Here is an 18196-nt window from a genome sequence, read left to right on the forward strand (position 1 = left end):
TCCGATGTTTCAGATTAAATCCGTATTTTCATACCCGATTTTGAAAGTAATTTGATTAATAATAAAAGGTAAAGCCTGAAACGAACGTTTTTTGCTTAGATGCCTTTTAAACAGCGAAGAAGCCAGCATTTGCAATGACAAAAAAAATAGCCCTATTCATATTTCTTTTTCTTTTTATCCAACAAATTGTCTGGGGGCAAAAGGGCATTAAGTTCAGAATAAATGGTGCTGGCGCAGGTTGCTATGTTACAAATATGCTTGTCGACAATGAGAACGACATTATTGTAACAGGCTACTATAATAAAAGCACCATTGCAGGAGCCGGCGGGGTTTTAGATGTAAACGGCAGAGCCTATTCATTACCGGGCCTGAGTGGTTCATTTGCCGCTAAATTCAGCCCTGATAAAGAAGTGCTCTGGCTACAACTTGCCCAACGGAACATCAGAGATGTATCAGCAAGCTCGCATATTATACTCGATGCCAATAATAATATTTACATTGTAGGCCGATTTCAGCGAAACGCTCAGGCGGAAGCAGCTACCGGCGAAACCTTTGTAAGCAAATATTCAAAAGATGGTATATTCATCTGGGAACGAGTGCTGAGCGGAATCACCGATAACGGAGAATTTGGGCCTCAGATAGATAGTCAGGGGAATTTATACCTGACAGGTAAATATCAGGGTGATTTAAGGCTTGACAGCGAGCTGATTGTAAGCACAAGAGGCGGGTCCACAGAATCTTATTTATTGAAACTGAACGCCGACGGCAGGTCTGTTCTCTCAAAATCATTAGCACCGGCTATTAACCTGAATGCCATTAGTATCAGCCTTAGTGATGAAATTTTTGTAGCCGGCGATTTTGAAGGTACTACACAATTGGAAACGGGCTTCCCGATGACTTCCGGGGGCTTAAAAGATATTTTCTATGCTAAATATACCACCGCAGGGCAACTTACGTGGGTCCGCACCATAGGCGGTCAAGCCGACGACGATTGCCAGCAAATAAAAGCCGATAAATTGGGTAATGTCTACTTGTCTGGGGTTGTTTCTAACGTGGCTCAGTTTAATACTGTTCCTGTGAGTATCACAGAAGAGGGCCAGAATATATTTCTGACTAAATTAAATGCTGCTGATGGCCAACTAATTTGGGCACGAAATATGCCTTTTGGGGGCTACTCAAATTATTCAGAGAAGCATAAATTAGTGGCTAGTTTACAGCTGGATGCTGATGGCGCGCCTTATGTTTTTGGCGCAATAAGCGGATTCCTGAAAGTTAATAATGCTACGCAACTGGTGCCAAATTCGTTTCCGATTCATTATTTAATAAAGCACCGTACAAACGGAGATTTCGGCTTTAGCAGGCAATACAATGTTGCTGATGTGAATAGTGTTTCTTATTGGAGCAGTATGTCGTTTGATTCTAACGGAAAGATGTATCTGATTGGTACTACGCAGCGATACACAGGAACTGTGCGTAACGATGAGAGTTTTCTGATAGAAAAACAAGAAATAGATGCCTGCAACAGTCAGACTTTCAGTATAGAAAAAGTAGGCGATGTACTAAGACCCGTAGAGCCAACGGTAGGCGTGGCTGCCGACACAGAAAAGATTTTTGCCGACAACGGCATCAACTACCAATGGTATCGAAACGGTGAAAAGGTACTCAATGCCACCAACAAAACCTATCAAACACAAATAGAAGGCTATTATACGCTTCGTTTAGCCAGCAAAACAAATACTGCCTGCACCAAAACCTCGGCCAATTTTGTGGGTGTTTATGCGCTGGCTTCGGGCGAGCCGCTGGCTGTAACAATTGATTATGCTACTACAAGGCTCAATACCAAACATACCATGGCAGGCAGCACACTAGAGTGGTATAGAAACAACCAATTGATAAATGACCAGAATGTTACCAGTATCGTTTACCAACTTCAGGGTACTTATCAGGTAAGAGAGCGGTTTCAGAATGTTACTAAGGAATCGAACGAGGTGGTGTTTAATGGAGGTATTGTAGTAGAGTTAATCAAAGAAACCTACCTGCAACTTGGCGACCCTTGTCGCCCCGGCCCTTATCTGCGTTGTAATTTTGTTTCTGATGTACCACTTGAGTATAAATGGTATCTGAATGGGAATTTGGTCAGAGACTCTACCAGAAGCCAATTTAACCCTATTACTACCGGAGAATATCAGGTAAGTGTATATATGCCTGATAGAAACATCACTTATGTGTCGGGTAGGTATCGCTTATACCCGTCTGATTTCCCTAAATCCTTACCAATTGTAAAGGTAGAAGACACTTGCAGCGGCACAGCCTTACTAAAGGTGGATGATGCTTTTATGCAAAAATACCAGTTTCAAAGTATTGTGTGGCGGGTAGACGGGCAAGATATTGCCGATGTTACAACGCCTTATTATAAAACCGCTAAAGCGGGTTATTATACTTTTTCGGTAAATTATCTTGTGGGTGCTGAGGCCTGCACTTATAATTCGTTTATAGAGTACAATAAGAGCCCTGATGCTGATTTGAATCTGGGCTATGCGTATGCGGGCTCAGGTTGTGTGGTCGACTCGTTTAAGATATTTGTGCAATACAACAAAGATTACAGGTATTCGTGGAGCCGGAATGATGTTTTGCTTAGCAATGAGCACAGCAATGAATTGTTTGTGAAAGACAAAGGCGTTTATAAAGCCATGATTAATAAGGGCGATGGCTGCATGAAAGAAACGGAAACCGTAACGCTGAAAGGCTGTACCGATGAGGAAACGAATCAGTTTCTGATGCTTAATCCACCTTTGTTGACAGCCGATAAAACAACGGTGTTTTTAGATGAGCAGAGCTTTATAAGGGCCAATGGCTGTGCCAATGTAGATTTCCAGTGGTTAAAAGATACAGAGCCCATTGTGGGGGCAAATCAGGCTAATTTAGAGGTAAAACAAACGGGTACGTATCGGCTAAAAATCGAGAAGTTTGGTTGTAGTGCCATTTCGGAGCCTGTGAAAATTGTGGTTGAAAGTATTCTTTCGTCTGAAAACGATAAGGATTTGCAGATACTGGTCTTTCCGAATCCATTCAGGGAAACTATTCATGTAGAGCTACCCGAATGGCTCACTAAAGGAAAGGAAGTTAAGCTGACAGATGTTAGCGGCAAGCAGCTAAAGAGCTGGCAAATAGCAAACAAATTAGACTTAGAGTTGACAGGAATACCCGAAGGTGTGTATTTGCTGAGTTTTGAAATAAACAACAAGCGGGTTGTGAAGAAGATTATCAAGAAACAGTAATACTATTATTGACAGCTTTTATGAAACATTATTGAGGCGTTTATAGCAATAGCCCATTGTTATTTGTTATTTTTACGCCTGATTTTAAACGCCAGGTATCTGTTTCTACCAATCATGAGTGATATTTCTTTTATTATTCTGACCTACAACGAGTCTGTACATCTAAAAAGATTATTGTCGAAAATAGCAGGGCTACAAGCGCCTATTTTTGTAGTTGATTCGGGCAGTACAGACGATACTGTGGCGATAGCCGAGTCTTACGGCGCTATTGTAAAAACCAATGCCTTTGAGAATCACCCGAAGCAATGGGATTTTGCACTGAAAAACTGCCCCATAAGTACTCCGTGGATAGTTGGCTTAGATGCCGACCAATACCCTTCTGTTGAGCTTTTCAATAAACTGAAATCATTTTCTGACAAAGATGTTCCGGCTGATGTGAGCGGTATTTATTTCAATCGTCATAACTATTTTCAGGGCGAAAGATTGAAATATGGCGGCTACCGAAACTTCTATATGCTTAAGATGTTTCGTTATGGCAAGGGCTGGTCTGATTTAAACGAAAACATGGACCACCGTTTTGTTATAGAAGGCAAAACCATAATCTGGAAAGACGAAATACTGATAGAAGATAACCTGAAAGAGCACGATATTGATTTCTGGCTACATAAACAGATTCGCTATAGTAACCTAACGGCGCAAGAAGAATACCAACGTAAGAAAGGATTAAGAGGGCAAACCCTACAACCAAACCTATTCGGGAATCCTGACCAGCGTAAGGCTGTATTCAAAAAAATATGGTGGAACATGCCGCTCTTCGTCAGGCCCATGATATATTTCTTCTACCGCTTTGTAATCAGGCTGGGTTTTCTGGAAACCACCTCGGGCCGTACGTTCCATTACCTGCAAGGTTTCTGGTTCAGGTTTTTAGTTGATGCTAAAATCCATGAACTTGAAAAGAAAGATAAGAAGAAGTAAGCTTAATCCTTAGGTAATGTAGTACTTATCTTTCCGGCTGAAATCTGGCTGAAAAAATAAACAAAATAGATACATAAGCCCAGATAAACGTATTGTAGCACGTATTCTAACACATTAAGTGCTTGTAAGCCGTTGAACGAGTCATAGTATTTTCCGCCTAGCGAATACCACAACGACGGATGCACTGAGCCTACTACGTTGAGGGCTATCATCAATACCCATTGTTTGGTTTTAAACGACTCACCAAAGAAATAAATAACCGGCAGCAAGATTGTATATAGGTAGTTTGGCAGCGAGTTTTTATGTACAACAATGGTTATCATGTTGGTGAGTATAAAGGCAAAAATCAATAGGCTGCTTTCGCTGTAGGGTTTCAGATTTTTGAGGTAGTAGCCGGCACCAGCCAGAATAATAAGCAAGCCTCCCCAGTTTAATAGTTTACTACCGGGTTGTACACCACCAATAAACGGACTCAAAACGCTTATCAGGTTTGGCGCAAAGGGTAAATCGCCTAATTGGAGTGGCGCAAGGATTTTCTCACCAACCAGATAGAGCATAATAGCAATAGACGGAATACCCACAATCAAGAGTCCTGATAGTATTTTTATGCGTTGCTTAGAGAAAATAAGCAGTAGGGCAATTGGAATAATAAGCAATATTTTGGTACACACAATGCCAATGCCTAGCACTAGGCCTATATGCAGTGCATTCTTAGACTTTTTGTAATACCATACGGCCAGCGCAATAAACAACCATAGGAAAATATCTTCTTGTCCGCCGAATATCAGGAAAATAAACGGTGCGGGTAGCGTAAGGTAAAGAACTATATAAAATGTGCTGTATTTATTGCTTACAAGTGCTTTGGTGATATAAATGGCTACGAGTTCGTAAATCATCATCAAGAAAATGATAGATTCGGGTGCATCAACAATAGCCAGTGTAATGGCATTCAGGTAAGGAAATAGGGGAGAATAAGGTTGCCAGAAATCACGATAGACAATCATGCCTTCGAGGGCAAGCTTGGCGGTGTCGTAAAAGAAAATCACATCAGACTTTACGGCATAGCTAAGGCTTATATATACAATGGCAAAAGGTAATACACGAGAAGCAAGCCATGAGCCCAGAATAGCAAGGTTACTGTTTTTAGAGAAAAAATCATTGAATTTTTCTTTTTCAGCAAGCAAAATAATATTGATGAGGCTTAAAAAAAAGGAGATAATTAATTTCCCTAAAACTACAGACATTGATACGTAAATTTTATTTGATTGAATTATATAGAGGTGTTCTTAAAAAATGTAATTTGTTTCTGAAACCGCAATTCTGTGTACACGCAAAATATAAAGCAAAGGTACATTGAAATATTAATTTTACCATAGCTGGTTTAAAAGACCAGTTAAAATGGCTCTAGAAGCTGTTGTAAGCGGTATAATAAAATTAATTTTCATAAAATAGAAAAAAAATAGTAGGGCGTTCCAACCTTTTTAAGTGCTTCACAGTCAAGACTGTAATTAACAAGAAAGATGCTTCGGAAAATTTTTATACTTATTTTGTTTACAGCAGTTATCTCTTGCGACATAGCCAAAGAAGATGCACTGATGCCGGGTGTGGTAGACGAAAACCCAGCTAGCACTTTCTATACTATGCAGGAGAATAACCTGACCATAGACCCTACGGCACTTGAGCGCCTTAAAGAAGCTACTACTGTATCGATTAGTAAAATGCCAGAACATGGCGAAGCAAAATTTATTGAAAACGGATATATTTTTTATCATCCTACCGATAGGCTGGCAACTTCTGATGCTTTTTCGTTAGAAGGTAAAACATCGGTGGGGGGGAGTATTACTGAAGAAGTTAAAATAAATTTTGTTACTAATCCGTCAGAATTGCCTTGCTATGCAGGGGCTTTGGGAGACAATGCACAAACCGAAATTGAGAAGGGAATTGAAATCAACGTTTTGTTGAACGACAAAACCTGTAGCGCTATTGCTAATAACTCGTTGATGATTGAGATTCCGCCTAAGTACGGAAAAGTACAGGTTATTAACCAAAAGATTGTTTATACACCAGATAAAGACTATTTGGGCGATGATGTTTTCTTCTATCGGGTTGGTATTAATACCAAAAAGAATCCGGTGGCTTCGGTTAACCTTAAAGTAACGGAGTCGATAGAGTGTAGCAGCGGTATTACCGACGATATTATCAATATTTTGAATTATACAGCCAACACCGAGTTAGTTTTAGACGTATTACAAAACGATAGGCTGTGTGCTTTATATAAAGATGCCGAATTGCGGATTCTGACGAATCCGGCTGAGGGAACACTCCGGATTGATAAAACAGGCGTGCGCCCGGTGATTATGTATAAAATGGAAACGCTTGTTAAAGGGCAACAAAGTTTTGAGTACGCCTTGTATCGTTCTGAAAAACTTTTCCTGAAAGCTAAAGTGATAGTGAATTTTAATTGAGTGATTTAGTGAATGAGTGATTTAGCGAATTAGTGATTAGATAAATCATAACATGACTTGAACTCAGTTACTCAGTTATTTAGCAGAATTACTATTTATTGAATGATAGATAATTGAAATTTTAATAAATCACTCAATCACAAATCACTCATCACTCAATTATTTACCCGCCGCCTAGCGGCCAACAAAATCAATTTATTATTAGCCTCGATTTTTACCGACTTTTGTGCAGTCAAAAAGTGACCTTGAACTCTTAGAAGGGTGCTTAAGAAAAGATTCTAAAGCACAAGCGGCTCTTTACCATCAGTATAAGGGTCGCTTTTTTGGCATTTGCCGACGTTATGCGCAGAGTAAAGAAGATGCCGAGGATATTTTTCAGGATGCCTTCGTAAAGATATTTCTCAACTTAAAAGAACTGCGTAGCTCGGAGCAACTAAGTGCCTGGATTAGGCGGGTGGTTGTGAATGTTTGTATTGACTACTATCATAAACGTGTCAATTTTGTAGATATATCGGAAGTACCCGAAACCATGCCTACTGATTGGCAAGGTGAGTCGGTTATTTCGCAGATGAGTAATCAGGAGCTTTTGAGCGCCGTAAACGAGCTGCCCGATGGCGCCCGAATGGTGTTTAACCTATATGTGATTGATGGCTACAGCCATCAGGAAATAGCCGAGATGTTGCATATTTCAGAAGGTACTTCTAAGTCGCAACTATTCTTTGCCAAGAAAGTACTTAAAAAAAAATTACAAACCATTGGAGTAATCAGTGATTAGCCGATAAAAGATGGAGAATTTTGATGAAAATTTAGAAAACGAATATCGGAAGCGCTTCGAAGATTTTGAAGAAATGCCCGACGATTTGTTATGGAAAAATATTCAGGCACGAATTGAGCCTGAAAAAGGAAAACCATTGGTAATATGGTGGAACGCCCTACGCAGCCCTATGGGTATGGCGGCAAGTGTTTTGCTTGGCTTGCTGATAGGGGCATATTTTTTAATAAAGTCTGATGATGTTCAGCCAATAGGTAATTTGCCCGAAAAGCCAGCGAGTGTTGCTTCTGAGCCTTCGAAGCCTGGCGTAAGCCAAAAGGATAATGTTGCCAACGCAGAATCGGCAAAGGCTAAAATTGATGATGAAGGAATTGCCAATGAAGCCAGAAGATTAGCTTCGGGCGAAACTGATGGGAAGAAAGCGACTCAAGTAAAGGAGTCTTTGGGTGAAAACAAACAGACCAAATTGCCGGCATCGGTTCAGCAAGAAGAAAAAGCAATAGCTTATAAAACCATTGAAGAAAAAACTGAGGAAATCAATAAAAACGCTGTTGCAGCAAAACCTGCTAAGACAATAGCTCAAACCGAATTAGCTACAGAAGCCCCAACTAAACAAACCGACGACGATAAAACTGTATTGGCTAACAAGGCAAGCACTCAAATAAAAGAAACCACAAAAGCTACAGCAGAGCAGAAAGCCGATGAAACAACATTGGCTATGAGCCCTATTGCTGGGCAGTCTTTGAATAATCCGGCCGCATTGACCAATGAAAATAGCGTATTGAAAGACACTTTGTTTGAGCATGTCAACTCAATGCATGGTAAAAATGCGCACGTAGCCGTAACGGCAAAATCGTTGCAAGCGCCGGAAGTACCTGCGTATGAAGAGCCGATAATTTTTGAGGAAGAAAAACGCCGACTGGTATTTATACCACCAACCGAGGTTTTTGCCAATGTAACCTCTACGCTAAGTTATTATATGTTTGCGCCTAATAAAGGCGACCAGATAATGGTAAATAACTTTAGCAGTAATTCGCAACGTTTAGGTTTTGCAGCGCAATTGGGTTTTGTATATCCGCTTGCTAAAAAGATAGATTTACGCACAGGCTTGAGTTATTCGACGGGTAAATCAAGAATTACCTATGGCATAACAGATGAGGCGCAAAAAAGCATAACAGTATTGAACGATAACTCGATTCAGATAAATCCGGGTAAATCTACGAAGAATGAGAACCGTAACTGGCAGTATTTTGAGCTGCAAAGCGATGTATTGTATGAGGTCAGAAAAATGCAGGCGGTATCGTTAGGTATGAAGTTTGGCATGCAAACTGCGGCAATGAATCAGCCATTGTTGCAGGCTCGCCTAGGGTATAGAATCAGCAGACCTATTGCGCAGCGTTGGGCGCTTTGGCTAGAGCCTTCGGTATCGTTCTCGCTATTGTCTCATAATTCGATGGAGAATTTATTTATGTACCGCACCAATGGTTTGGGCATGAATATGGGAGTTAGTTTGTTGAGGTAAAATAGATAAATGTAATTATATCTGACAGCTTTAGAATTAGTTTCTAAAGCTGTTTTTTGTTCATGTTATTGGTGTGTGTATGAATTACATTTTGAGGGCTATTAAATTTTCTGAAAATAAAGAACGACTATTGATTTAAAAACTGACACTTTTATCGCTACTTTGCTGAAAAAAACATCGATAAATACTTTTACTTAAATTCAACCAAAAAAAATCTAAAATGACTACTCAATTTCGAAAAATTGCTGGCATTTTTGGTATTGTTTCTATGATGGGACAAACCTTGTCGGCACAATTAGCTCCTATTAAAAGTATTGAAGGCCGTTGGGATATTACTGTTACCAAAAACGGCAAAACGAGCCCATCGTGGTTAGAAGTAAATCACTCTGGTGTAAAATACCTAAACGGACATTTTGTGGGTGATGGCGGTAGTGCCAGACCAATTTCGCGTATCAATTTTGCCGATAATAAGATGTCGTTTTCTATTCCGCCACAATGGGATAGCGCCGAAAAAGATTTGGTAGTAGAAGGTACTTTACAAGACGATAAACTAAGCGGCACAATGAATACGCCTAGTGGTGAGGTGTTGAGTTGGGTAGGGGTGCGTGCGCCTAAATTAAACAGTACTAAAACTCCGGTTTGGGGTGCGCCAATTAAACTTTTCAATGGTAAAAACCTGGATGGTTGGGAGGCAACCGGTGCTACAAACCAATGGATTGTAGAAAACGGTGTGCTGAAAAGTCCGAAATCGGGTTCAAATCTGCGCAGCGTTCGTACTTTCAACGATTTTAAATTACATGTGGAGTTCAGATACCCGAAAGAAAGTAACAGTGGTGTTTATTTAAGAGGTCGCTACGAAGTACAGGTAACTGACAGCGAAGGAAGAGACCCACTTAAAGACCAATTAGGTGCTGTTTATGGCTTTATTGCTCCGCTTGAAATGCCGGCAAAACCAGCCGGAGAATGGCAGTCTTTTGATATTACTTTGGTTGGTAGAGTAGTTACGGTTGTGCTGAATGGCAAGACGATTATCTACAAAAACGAAATTCCAGGTATAACGGGTGGTGCTTTAGATAGCAACGAAGGCGAGCCAGGCCCTATCTTCTTCCAAGGTGACCACGGCCCGATTGAATATAGAAATATTGTGATTACGCCTGCTAAAAATTAAGTGTTTTTACCTCAGAGTTTTTTGTGTATGCCAAAGCGAAGCAAAGGGTTCTGAGGTAATTCTTCAAAAGATTTTATCTTATCCTAAAACTTTCTGTAGTGTTACGAGTTTCTTCTTGTAAATAAAAAATTGTGCAAGATGAATACTACAAATGAGCAATTGAAACAAGACATGGACCAGTTCCTACTTGATTTAGGGATAAACAATGTTTTCGACAAGGAGCTTTTTAATACCTTGAAAGAGACCATAACAGCCAATAAGCAGACGGCCGATGAAGAATTTAAGAATACGGTAAAATATGGTTTAAATCAGGCAAAAATACTGATTAACGGCCACATGACGGCTAAAAATGATTTCTGGATTGAAGACATAGAAAGCGGCTACCTTGCAGCTAAACTTTCTGAAATTGATTCTATTTTGGAGGGGGTTTGATGGGGTTTTTGGGGATGTTCTTTATCTCAACTTGATTAGAGTTTAATAAATAAGCGTTCTCTAGAATGCCTGATTTGATGAAGGCCCCTCACCCTCTAAATATCCCTCTTCTGAAAAGGAGAGGGAGACTTTTTTATCTCTAGTAAAAGATAGTGCTTACCTACATCTTTTTGTTTGAAATTGCTGCTGTGCGATGGTTGCTCCTTTTATCAAGAAATAAGCGTTCTTTTCTATATTTTTATCTTGTCAATTCGTATAAATATAGATTTTAAAGAATAATTATTTTTTGAAACCTAATTATTTGGCGAGATAGGAGAATGGTAATAGCTGCTACCCGTGTTCACCCAATAAATTGGGTGGCTAATGAAACAAAGGAATTTTTTAATGTTGACCCGACTTAAGTCGGGGCTGTGATAAGTTTCCATTGTTATTTTAGGCGGTGAATTTATTCACCGAAATGGAAGGAAGAATGATAGGATTTTAGTTTATTCTAATAATGTTGATTTGTGTCTTATTGAATCTTAAATCTTCATATTTGTAATACTGTATTTCATCGGGTGAACCTAACAATATGATTTTCTTTGTTTCTATCCAATTTATTACTTCTTCTATATATTCTTCAAGTTTAGGCGATAAACTCTCCAATAATTCTTTTTGTTGTTGGCTTGTTAGCTCTTCCCAAGTATCTGCTGTAGCATTTATAGCGATTACAATCGCAAGTCCAAGGTCTTGTAAAAAGTTATAACCTCTACAATATAAATCATAAAATTCCATCAAGATAAAAGGAAGACTATCTGTCTTTTTTTGCGCTTCTCTAAGAAGCTCCAGTATTTTATAAGTTTCGAATTCGCTAAGGTCAATGTGCTTTTTAAGTAATTTCCATAGTTCATGTTTTGCTCCGCTCTTTTTAAAATTTAATGAAATTAAGTCAAGATAATCGTTTGAGTTTAAATGATTTTCAAGGTCATTGTCTGTATATAGCCATTGTTCAAATTCTTCAATTGAAATGTCTCCATTGATTGTTTTAAAAAATCGCTCTTTTATTTCTTGTGGTAATATTATCATCTGGAATGCTCTAAAACGCTTGATTCTGGAAAATGTGATAGGTCTTATTCGCTAAAATAAAGAATAAATATATATCAATAGATATTTGAGTGTTTATTTTTCGGATACTCCCCCCACAAAAAAACGCCCCAGACCAATGGCCTAAGGCGTTTGTGCTTATTATAGACTATTAACAATTAGTTTCCGCCGCCTGTTCTGCGTTGTTCTGCTTCTGTGGCAGTGCTACGGTTACGAACAGCTTTTACGTTTTGGTTACCAAATTTGTACGAGAACGATAAACGTACTGCCCTGCTATCCCAACGGTTGTTGATGGTCATGTTTACACCTGCAAAGTTTGTTTTACCCGACCAGAAACTTGTTAAGAATATATCGTTAACATTCAGGCGAAGGGTGGCTTTTTTGTTCCACAAACTTTTTTGTAAACCTGCATTTACTGCGTATTGGGCTCTTCCTTGCATGATACCGTACACGTTAGGTGAGTTGTACCACATCGACACCTCGGCTGTTAAATTTTTAGGTAATTTAATGCTTTGGCTTGTATAGAAGTTAAAGGCCCATTGACCAACGTTCAGGCTCTGGTCTGACACAACACCGGTGTATTTGTTGTAATAGACCGAAAGGTTGTTTTGTGCATTCCACCATTTTGTAATCGGAATCGGAACGCTGAAATTAACGTTGATGTTCTCGAATTTCGCAATGTTTTCTTGCGTAGCAAAAGTTATTTTCTCAGGATCAATGCCTTGAATATTGTTGTATTTTTTCAGTTTCTCTAATACTTCCGGTACGTTTACCGCGTTTTTGATTACCTCGGTCATATAATCGTTTGTGATGCTATACCCAACACTTGTTACAAATGCTTGTTTGAAACTGTGTGTTAACTCAAACGAGTTGGTGTATTGCGGCATCAGGTACTCATTTCCTAACTGATACGTGTAAGGGTCAAGGAAGAAAATGAACGGATTCAACGAGTTATAAGATGGACGATCGATACGACGGCTATATGAATAAGTCAACTGATTGTCTTTGTTGATTGTCTGTGTCAGGAATACACTCGGGAACAACTTCACATAATCACGAACACGAGACTCATTCAATGTAACCGATTTACCTTCTGAGCGTGTGTGCTCCATACGTAAACCTGCCTGTAAGTTAAATTTCTTGCCAAATTCTTTATTAAAGTTGGCATAAGCCGCATTGATGTTTTCGGTGTATATAAAGTAGTTGGTACGTCCTTTGTCTACTGCGCCATTCTGAAAGAATCTGATGTCGTTGTCTGATTTCACCCAGCTGCTTTTTGCTCCGAACTCCAACTTCGCTTTCATTTTACCTAATGGGTGTACATAATCTGCTTTTACTGCAAAGATGTTATACTTATTCGGCGAACTGCTGGTAATATTAAGCGGCGTATTGTATTCAGTTTCTACTCCGTCAACATATTTAAAGAATCTCGAAATCATCCCTCTTTCTCTCATCCGGTTATCATAAATCGAGTAGTCAATATCTGCTGTCAATTCTTTGCCAGTCGAGTCGAACGTATGTTTCAAATTGGCATTAAAGGTTGTGTTTGTCCATGTTCTTACAGTACTCGAGGTTGTCAACAAGCTAGAGTCAGGCGTGGCTGCACCAGTGCGTTTGATATAAGTAATATTTGTATTCGGATTCGAGCTTTCCCATGAACCTACATTACCTGTAACCAATACTCCAAGTGTGGTTTTTTTAGTAGCGTAATAATCGGCGCCTGCTTTATAGCTAAAATTCTGGTTATATTGGTAGCGGTGTGCGTATTGTTGAAACGTATGGCCGTCTATTTCTCTTATAAATACGTTGTTGTTGAAACGTTGGTTGTCAGAAAACGTAACATTCGTAAACGTATTGAATTTGCCCTGGCGATTGTTTAGGTTGAGGCTTGTTGAATACTTTGGCATCATACCGGGTTTCATCACCTCTTCGCTTGTTAGTTCTTTGTTGAGCCCGGTTTTTAACAAAGGGGGCAAACTCACCGACCCTCCAATTGATACGCTTCCGTTGGTACCAAAGTTTTTGTTTTTCTTGGTAACAATGTTGATAACGGCTTTTCCGGCGGCATCGTAGCGTGACGATGGGTTTGAGATAATCTCAATTTTCTCAATCTGGTCGCTGTTCATGTTTTTCAACTGATTGGCCAAATCGCTTTCCGACATATAAGTCGGTTTGCCATCCATCAGAATCAAAACACCTTGTTTTCCTTTCACACTGATGTTATCGTTGTTATCGACAGTTACACCCGGCGACTTTTGTAAAACCTCTAAAGCAGTGTTACCGTTAGCCACTATACTACCTTCAACATTCACCACCAATTTGTCGGCTTGTTGCTCTACAAAAGGTTTTTTGGCCGATACCGTTACCTCTTTCAGGTTTTGAGTATCAAGTTCTAATTGAATGTTAGAAAGTTTTACTTCAAGGTTTTCGGCACTGATAACAATTTTAGGCGAAAAGTATTTTTTGTAGCCAACCATCGAAACCGACACGATAAATTGGTTCTGGGTATCGTTAGCTACAAATTGTTCGAACAAAAATTTTCCTTCTATATCACTTACTGCACCTTTGATAAGTGTAGAGTCTTGCGCTTTTAGCAATAAAACATTGGCAAACGGAAGTGCTTGCTTTTTTTCATCGAAGAGGCTTCCTGAAATTTTTCCTTTGGTAGTTTGGGCAAAAGAAACCAAGCCCGCTCCTGCAAGCAAGAGTGTTAGTAATAGCTTTTTCATCGTTTAAATTATTTACTTAGTAATAGCTTTGTATATTTTTGAGTGCCTGCTATGAGAGCCAAACACTAATGGTAAAAACTGTTTTATTAAATGCTTTTCATAAATTTTTTCTAAATTTCTTTCAACTTCTTTATTAGATAGTGAAAGTGCGGTTTAGGTTACATTGTTTGTTGAAAAAACTGCCTCTAAAGGCTGAGACAGTTTTGATTTTCAATTAACCTAAACTAAACTAAGTGTCGTAAGCTTTTTCATAATTTTCTGATACAAACATATAGTACTTTGTAATGCAAGGTAACTGATATTACATAAGTGGTTTGTATTTTATGATGAATGGTAAAACCTTGCATTTGTCTTGTAGATGCAAGTATCATCAGGACGGTTGCACAGAATTATGATTTTTTTTCAGAAACATATTCAAGTAAATCGCCCGGCTGGCAGTCAAGTGCTTCGCAAATGGCCTCTAAAGTCGAAAAACGTACGGCTTTTGCCTTGCCTGTTTTTAAAATAGACAGGTTTGGTAAGGTTATGTCTACTTTTTCGGCTAGCTCAGAGAGCGGCATTTTTCTTTTTGCAAGCATCACATCTAAGTTTACGACTATGGGCATGGTAATTAATTTTAAGGTTGAGCGCTTAAACAGTTAACTCGTTCTCGTCTTGTAGTTCTACTCCACGGCGGAATATCTGGGCCATTACATACACAACACCGGCCGAGAAAAGATACTGAAAATCGCCATTGAGTAGCCCTTTATCAACAATGCTGATTTTTTTAGAAATGTATCCGGCATAAGAATCACCTGCTATGTACACTATGCCTACGGCCAATATCAGGTAACTCATGTTTTCGAGCATTGAGGCTATTTTTAATGAAAAAGGCGAGCTGAGGTCAATTTCTTCAAGAATCGCTCGCAGGCTTTCCCACATACGTACTTTCATTATTACTAAAGCTATTATAAAACTCATCAACGATAGATAAGTGAGCAGATGCGTTTCTCTAAGGCTGTCGAGACCTGTTCCGGTATCAAAGGCTAGTTTGTCGGTAATAAAACCCCCAACAAATGGAATGATGATGCGAAGGCCATAAACAGCGGCTCCGATGTAGCCTATCAAGGCAATAATGCGTACTACACTTAAAATATTTTGGGTTCTGGTTTTCATAACGGTATTTGATTAAAGATTAGATTTGTTTGAATTGATGATACAAACTTAGGCTTGTGTTTATCGATAAACAATAAATTTATGATGAACTTCGCTAAATTGTTTATGAATAACGGTTTTTGTAGGATGAGTTGAAAATGCCAGGTTTGGGTGGCACGCCTATACTCGTCCTGAAAAAGGTGGCGCACGGCTAGTGTGTCACCCATAAGTAGTGAATAATGATTTCTAAGAAGTTAAGAATCTATATTTTGCCTTTAATTGAATTAGAAGTATTTTGCAGAACTTAAGTATGTTTGATTGATGCAATATCAGATAAACCACATTTATCACATATATAATAGAGGTAATAACCGACAGAAGATTTTTTTCTCAAGAGATAATTATTTATTCTTTTTGAGCAAAATGCGGAAATTCCTACTTCCTCATTGTGATATTTTATCTTATTGCTTAATGCCCAACCATTTTCATTTTCAGATACGCGCTAACGAAAATTCGATCAAAACTATTAAAGTAAAAGACGAAGAACGGAACGTTATAGCTGAGGCATTAAGAAATATGTTGAGTAGTTATTCATTGGCTATAAATAAACAAGAACAACGAACAGGTTCGTTATTCACGCAGAATACTAAGGTAAAGGATTTGACTCCAGCACCAGTAGATTGGGAATATGCTGTTACTTGTTTTCATTACATTCACCAGAATCCGAGTGTAGCTCTACTGGTAACAAAGATGGAAGATTGGGAGTTTTCTTCTTTCATAGATTATGCTAAGCTTAGAAACGGAACTTTGTGCAACCAAATGTTGACAAAAGAGGTTTTAAAAATAGATTTTGATAATTTTTATGAGGTGTCATATAAGAGTATAAATCCAGATAAGATTTTGAAAATCTGGTAAACCCCGTGGCACGGTGCGACCTCCCGTGGCACGCTTATACTCGTCCGAAAAAGAGCGTGGCACGGGTAGAAAAGAAGAGGTCTATAATAATTTAGAGCATTGTGCATATTAACCGTGCCACGTGGGCTGTTCAAATAGATAGTATTTTTGCGTTCTGTTTTTGAGAGAATACGTCCCGTCTTTTTTTAGCTAAAGATGGGACATCGTTCTCTATCCTCCACTTCTTTAAGTCTTCACATTTAACGGCTTCCATCGCTTTTAAGATTTCATCTTTAGAAAATTGTCTGCCAAAATTGGCAATTGTTAAAGCGAATTCAGTAATACCTCCGATTGAATTAGGACTAATTTTGTATTTGAACTTACCAAAAGCTGATTCAATCACATCAGAACAACACAACAGTGTTAGCGGTAAATCAGGATTCATTAATTGCTTCTGAGCTAAATCATTAAAATACACTTCTAATTCATTCTTAAAAAACAGTGCTCTTCTTGTCTGGCAAATTTGCAGGATTTGGATGGCTTGCTGATGGGTCTGGGTATTGAAGCCCTGCACCTTCAAAAGTTCACTTAACTCACTAACGACCTTTCTCAAGATCAACATTTCTTCAATAAAAACCCTATTGGCTTGTATCCAATGAAGTTCTTGTTGGTGGGTATGGTCTAATGTCTGATAAATGTTGATAATATCCTTTGCCCAAAGAGCGAGTGTGAAAATATTATGGAATCGTGCTTTCTTTCGCTGAGAGGGAGGCATTAAAGGAGCTGATTTAGAAAGATACCAACGTCTGCGAAGTCCTCCACAGATTTGATTCATTACGATAAAAAGTGCATCCTTTTTATAAATCCTCTCTAAAGCTCTGGCTATGATATGGGTAATATCAGGTAGGTGGATATAAGCATTGTTTTGATACGATTTCAGAAGATTATTCCCCATATCGCTCACAACATAGCCTATTTTATAGCGCTTCTCTACTTCTGAAAGCACCGAACTGACTTGTTCAGACTTCCATTCTCTGGATACTCTTAATGATAACACCTCTATATCAGCCAATGAAGCAGCTTTCTCAAATTGCCAATTATCTAAAGGTAAGCCCAAAACAAGGAGTAGTCGTTCTGCACCGATACTGATACTCTCGTCAACTATTACAGCATAGTTATTGACTGTCTTTAGCTGATTGAGTCCTATCTTTTTTAAACGATAATAGCCACATTTGCAAGCCCAGTTACGGATGCTTACATGACTTGGGACCCGATAATTAAGACTTAAAAGTAAATAGAACTGAATCAGACAATGTCGGCAAGATCGAAAACTTACACCGGCATATAACTGAAACTGCACACATAACCATATCAGACCTAAAGGATAATGATGCTTACAAGGACGGATCCCAAAGTTTAGTGAAGTTGAATTCTTAGCAAGTTTGGTAGAGGCTTGAAGTGCTTGGTACTTCTTTTTCCAGCTATCTCGACTATGACTTAATTCTACCACTCGTTTCTTGATAGCTTTTAGGTCTTTGGTTTGTTGTTTAGATTTGTTCTTGTAGTTTTTTAAACTAACTTTGTTTCTGTCTTCGGACTGATTCCCCACTGTTTTAACGTTTTTCCCAAAACAAAAATAGGGGGAATTTTTTTATGCTATTTTAACAGCCCACGTGCCACGCCCTTTTACTCGCGAGTATAGGCGTGACACGGTGGACGGCCTCCCGTGGCACGGGTAGCTGTG

The 18196-nt window shown here is 38.9% G+C and carries 14 protein-coding genes; 8 read left to right on the forward strand and 6 right to left on the reverse strand.

The annotated features are described in order from the left end of the window. The first annotated feature begins 134 nt into the window (after positions 1-134). Both WAE64_RS20185 and WAE64_RS20190 read left to right on the forward strand, forming a co-directional pair. Positions 135-3278 carry a T9SS type A sorting domain-containing protein gene (locus tag WAE64_RS20185; protein ID WP_340239564.1) on the forward strand — a complete coding sequence of 1048 codons (3144 nt, stop codon included), beginning with the start codon at positions 135-137 and terminating at the stop codon, positions 3276-3278. 114 nt (positions 3279-3392) lie between these two features. After that, positions 3393-4253, forward strand: coding sequence for a glycosyltransferase family 2 protein (locus WAE64_RS20190; RefSeq protein WP_340239565.1), 861 nt, complete (start codon positions 3393-3395; stop codon positions 4251-4253). Positions 4254-4255: 2 nt separating this feature from the next. On the opposite strand, the gene WAE64_RS20195 is transcribed toward WAE64_RS20190, so the two are convergent. Further along, entirely contained in the window at positions 4256-5497 is a 1242-nt protein-coding gene (locus WAE64_RS20195) for a hypothetical protein (RefSeq protein ID WP_340239567.1), read from the reverse strand. Between the two features lie 276 nt (positions 5498-5773). Here WAE64_RS20195 and WAE64_RS20200 point away from each other — a divergent pair, with 276 nt between their 5' ends. The 5 genes from WAE64_RS20200 (at position 5774) to WAE64_RS20220 (ending at position 10612) form a co-directional block, all read left to right on the forward strand. Next, positions 5774-6718 carry an Ig-like domain-containing protein gene (locus tag WAE64_RS20200; protein ID WP_340239569.1) on the forward strand — a complete coding sequence of 315 codons (945 nt, stop codon included), beginning with the start codon at positions 5774-5776 and terminating at the stop codon, positions 6716-6718. Positions 6719-6944: 226 nt separating this feature from the next. Beyond that, entirely contained in the window at positions 6945-7493 is a 549-nt protein-coding gene (locus WAE64_RS20205; protein WP_340239571.1) for an RNA polymerase sigma factor, read from the forward strand. Positions 7494-7503: 10 nt separating this feature from the next. Further along, positions 7504-9012, forward strand: a complete 1509-nt coding sequence (locus tag WAE64_RS20210) for a hypothetical protein (RefSeq protein ID WP_340239573.1) — start codon at positions 7504-7506, stop codon at positions 9010-9012. 220 nt (positions 9013-9232) lie between these two features. Further along, entirely contained in the window at positions 9233-10180 is a 948-nt protein-coding gene (locus WAE64_RS20215) for a 3-keto-disaccharide hydrolase (RefSeq protein ID WP_340239575.1), read from the forward strand. Positions 10181-10318: 138 nt separating this feature from the next. After that, a complete protein-coding gene (locus tag WAE64_RS20220) occupies positions 10319-10612 on the forward strand; it encodes a hypothetical protein (RefSeq protein ID WP_340239577.1) in 294 nt (97 codons plus the stop codon). Between the two features lie 480 nt (positions 10613-11092). On the opposite strand, the gene WAE64_RS20225 is transcribed toward WAE64_RS20220, so the two are convergent. From WAE64_RS20225 to WAE64_RS20240, 4 genes are all read right to left on the reverse strand, one after another. Further along, entirely contained in the window at positions 11093-11677 is a 585-nt protein-coding gene (locus WAE64_RS20225; protein WP_340239579.1) for a hypothetical protein, read from the reverse strand. A 176-nt stretch (positions 11678-11853) separates the two neighbouring features. Next, positions 11854-14424 (reverse strand): outer membrane beta-barrel protein, encoded by a 2571-nt coding sequence (locus WAE64_RS20230; RefSeq protein ID WP_340239581.1) that lies wholly within the window; start codon positions 14422-14424, stop codon positions 11854-11856. A 389-nt stretch (positions 14425-14813) separates the two neighbouring features. Further along, positions 14814-15029, reverse strand: a complete 216-nt coding sequence (locus WAE64_RS20235) for a helix-turn-helix domain-containing protein (protein WP_340239583.1) — start codon at positions 15027-15029, stop codon at positions 14814-14816. A 25-nt stretch (positions 15030-15054) separates the two neighbouring features. Further along, positions 15055-15579 carry a DUF2975 domain-containing protein gene (locus tag WAE64_RS20240; RefSeq protein WP_340239585.1) on the reverse strand — a complete coding sequence of 175 codons (525 nt, stop codon included), beginning with the start codon at positions 15577-15579 and terminating at the stop codon, positions 15055-15057. Between the two features lie 450 nt (positions 15580-16029). On the opposite strand from WAE64_RS20240, the gene WAE64_RS20245 reads away from it, so the two are divergent. Beyond that, positions 16030-16473, forward strand: a complete 444-nt coding sequence (locus WAE64_RS20245; protein ID WP_340239587.1) for a transposase — start codon at positions 16030-16032, stop codon at positions 16471-16473. A 130-nt stretch (positions 16474-16603) separates the two neighbouring features. Here the strand turns inward: WAE64_RS20245 and WAE64_RS20250 are convergent, their stop codons facing one another. Beyond that, positions 16604-18061 (reverse strand): hypothetical protein, encoded by a 1458-nt coding sequence (locus WAE64_RS20250; RefSeq protein WP_340239589.1) that lies wholly within the window; start codon positions 18059-18061, stop codon positions 16604-16606. Between the last annotated feature and the right edge of the window lie 135 nt (positions 18062-18196).

It is taken from the genome of Emticicia soli, assembly GCF_037860775.1.
In the GTDB taxonomy this organism is placed as follows: domain Bacteria; phylum Bacteroidota; class Bacteroidia; order Cytophagales; family Spirosomataceae; genus Emticicia; species Emticicia soli.

What these genes read in the sequence shown, in the direction of transcription:
- WAE64_RS20185 (WP_340239564.1), top strand. Translation starts at nt 135, where the DNA reads ATGACAAAAAAAATAGCCCTATTCATATTTCTTTTTCTTTTTATCCAA.
- WAE64_RS20190 (WP_340239565.1), top strand. Translation starts at nt 3,393, where the DNA reads ATGAGTGATATTTCTTTTATTATTCTGACCTACAACGAGTCTGTACAT.
- WAE64_RS20195 (WP_340239567.1), bottom strand. Translation starts at nt 5,497, where the DNA reads ATGTCTGTAGTTTTAGGGAAATTAATTATCTCCTTTTTTTTAAGCCTC.
- WAE64_RS20200 (WP_340239569.1), top strand. Translation starts at nt 5,774, where the DNA reads ATGCTTCGGAAAATTTTTATACTTATTTTGTTTACAGCAGTTATCTCT.
- WAE64_RS20210 (WP_340239573.1), top strand. Translation starts at nt 7,504, where the DNA reads ATGGAGAATTTTGATGAAAATTTAGAAAACGAATATCGGAAGCGCTTC.
- WAE64_RS20215 (WP_340239575.1), top strand. Translation starts at nt 9,233, where the DNA reads ATGACTACTCAATTTCGAAAAATTGCTGGCATTTTTGGTATTGTTTCT.
- WAE64_RS20220 (WP_340239577.1), top strand. Translation starts at nt 10,319, where the DNA reads ATGAATACTACAAATGAGCAATTGAAACAAGACATGGACCAGTTCCTA.
- WAE64_RS20225 (WP_340239579.1), bottom strand. Translation starts at nt 11,677, where the DNA reads ATGATAATATTACCACAAGAAATAAAAGAGCGATTTTTTAAAACAATC.
- WAE64_RS20230 (WP_340239581.1), bottom strand. Translation starts at nt 14,424, where the DNA reads ATGAAAAAGCTATTACTAACACTCTTGCTTGCAGGAGCGGGCTTGGTT.
- WAE64_RS20235 (WP_340239583.1), bottom strand. Translation starts at nt 15,029, where the DNA reads ATGCCCATAGTCGTAAACTTAGATGTGATGCTTGCAAAAAGAAAAATG.
- WAE64_RS20240 (WP_340239585.1), bottom strand. Translation starts at nt 15,579, where the DNA reads ATGAAAACCAGAACCCAAAATATTTTAAGTGTAGTACGCATTATTGCC.
- WAE64_RS20245 (WP_340239587.1), top strand. Translation starts at nt 16,030, where the DNA reads ATGCCCAACCATTTTCATTTTCAGATACGCGCTAACGAAAATTCGATC.